This window comes from Chryseobacterium elymi (assembly GCF_003385495.1).
GTDB lineage: Bacteria > Bacteroidota > Bacteroidia > Flavobacteriales > Weeksellaceae > Chryseobacterium > Chryseobacterium elymi.
This window is the reverse complement of the sequence record NZ_QNUH01000053.1, coordinates 1-2,500: the sequence shown is the minus strand read 5'-3', so window position 1 is coordinate 2,500 and position 2,500 is coordinate 1. Positions and strand designations below refer to the sequence as shown.

General features: G+C 34.5%; 3 protein-coding genes. All 3 read right to left on the bottom strand.

All coding sequences use genetic code 11. The features are described 5' to 3' along the window. A partial coding sequence (locus DRF60_RS20765; RefSeq protein ID WP_133297266.1) for a hypothetical protein occupies positions 1 to 310 on the bottom strand: 310 nt, incomplete at its 3' end. A 435-nt stretch (positions 311 to 745) separates the two neighbouring features. Further along, a complete protein-coding gene (locus tag DRF60_RS20755) occupies positions 746 to 1,447 on the bottom strand; it encodes a hypothetical protein (protein WP_116015264.1) in 702 nt (233 codons plus the stop codon). After that, positions 1,444 to 2,500 (bottom strand): RHS repeat-associated core domain-containing protein (locus DRF60_RS20750; RefSeq protein WP_133297265.1); only part of this gene is annotated, 1,057 nt, incomplete at its 5' end. The genes DRF60_RS20750 and DRF60_RS20755, both read right to left, overlap by 4 nt.

Sequence of the window (2,500 nt, the reverse complement as noted above, 5' to 3'; positions counted from 1 at the left end):
GAGCCACATTTGAATAAACAGGATTAGTATATCTCATTTCATACCCAAAGAGTTTTCCATTCAGATTGGCAGGGTCATTAACCTTAGTCATCCAGCCTCGAATATTATAAGCATAATCTATACTCTGAAGAGGAGTTGAAGCTACAATACCTCCGACTTTTTTGTTTTCAAGCTGGGAAAGTTCATTATACTTATTCTGAGCCAGAATTTCTTCGAGATTACTGTCTACCTGATGCTTATGAACAAGCAGCCTGTTTTGGTGATCATAGGTGAAATTTTCTGTAATAACTCTTTCCGTATCTGTATTCAATCTTTTATGTCTGGTAATAACAGTCTGTGGAACTCCCGCAAAATCCAGCTTGGATTCTGTTTTGGTATAGCCTCCCAGATGATTAATGGAATGACTTCCAATAGATCTTCCCTTGGTATCGTAATAGGTGTAGTTCTTTGTCCACCCATAATCGCTGGCTTCTGTATTTTTAATATAGCTTGCAGTGGGCAGTCCTTTTGTGCTTACAGTGGAATTCTGCGTATTTTCCTGCAGAACATTTTCTCCCAGAATCTGAGAAGGAACAGCAGGTTTGTTTTATTTATCTGCTCAAAGTTACAAACTTTGCGCAGCGAGGCAATATTACACATAACAAAACCCTCGCAATTTGCGAGGGTTATTTTTATCAGCTCAAAGTCACAGACTTTGCGCATCGGGGGGCATGGGGTTAATAGAGGGAGCCGGGTGGCTTCGTTATTATCTAATAGTATTCACATTCTTTATTGTGTCATCTATTATAATTTCGTTAATACCGATTTCTTTTTTCTTCTCATTGATCGAATGTTCTGAAAATGAACCTAATACATTTAATACAGGATGGTTCTTATATTTAGAAATATCCAAAGAATAACTATAACTATTGTTTTTTTTATTACTGCATTCAAAAGTCATCGGATAAAGCAAAGGTTTCATATCGGCAATTATACCAATATTTATTTTAGCAGAGTGTATTTTATCAGTACTCTTTGGAAAATAAAAATTATATAAAATAGTACTACCCTCAATGTTGTACTTTTTTACATAAAACTTACTGTTAGATATGTTTATCTTATTATTCTTATAAAAAATAATTTGATTATTCAATTCTTTCTTTTTATCAAATTCTTTATAAAATTCTATGTCTAAATATTTTTCATTGTTTTTCAGATCATAAACTCTCCACCAACCTATTTTGTATCGTCTTTGATAATTATATTTTCCTTTGATTAAAAATCGGTTATTAACTCCCTCATATTGAATAACTGAGTCATTAATTTTTTTTTGCCGTTTTGCTTGATAATTATTTAAATTAAACACTTCATCAATTTCTTTCTTTATAGATGAAGTATTTGCCTGTTTATTTTCGCTACATCCCGTTATTATAACTAAAAATAAAAATCCTATAACTCTATTTCTCATCTTCTCTTATTTATTCGATACTGACTTGGAACTCTACTATTAAAATTTCTGATATCCCTATTGTAAGAACTGTCTTGAACGGGTTTATATGCTCTGTCAAAATCGCCTGATTTGTTTCCATAGAATATAATTGTATCTTTTTGATATGTAAAACCCGTGGATTTAATTGAGTCTAAAGATGTTACTTTTACAGACATAGAATTTAGACTAGTATCGCTATCTTTCTTACCTCCAAATACAGCACTATAAGCATCCATTAATCCATTTATAGCCCAAGTTCCGGCATATACTCTTCCTGCCCAAGTTGGTCCCCCTTTAGAACCGTTGGCTGGAAAAGTATTTGGTGCAACGAAACTTCCCCAGTCTAAAATAAAGGTTTTATCTCCCGGCCTAAGCTTATCATGAGTACTTGCATCAAAATCTGTTCGTGCTATCCCATTAGGATTTGTAATTATTGGAAATTCTTCCGGATTACCAAAAGATGGCGTTATTGCTGCAAGAGCATCTCTAAACCAATTCGATAAACCAAGCATTCCCGTAGATCCGTTGCTCCCATCTGTTGGTACATAATGGGCTTCTCCATTAAATCCTAAATAAGTCATACCCGTATTTTCAGCACTGCTATTTGAAATTTCAACATTGGGTTCGACAGTTCCATCAGCACGAAAATCAGTATACCCACCTTGCTGATAAGTTGCATCTCCCTCTTGCATACCTTGTACAAATTTCCATTCTCCATCTTTTAATCCCCAACCTAAACCTTGCCTACCATCCGGATCAATAAAATTAATCGGATTATTGTAAGCGTAAGTATAAGGTGACCATCTTCTCGAAGTTTCCGCTAGCGGATCTACGACGCCCCATCTTCCAATATCCGGCATATACATTCTAGCTCCGTAATCATACTGTCCCGTTTCCTGCTGTAATTCTTTACCATTATATTGATATTTATAAGCAGGGTTTCCAGTCAGTATATTATATCCTTCATGCTTTAACCCAAATGGATAATAGTTATTTTCTTCAAGAACTTCTATTCCAATTCCATTATTAAAG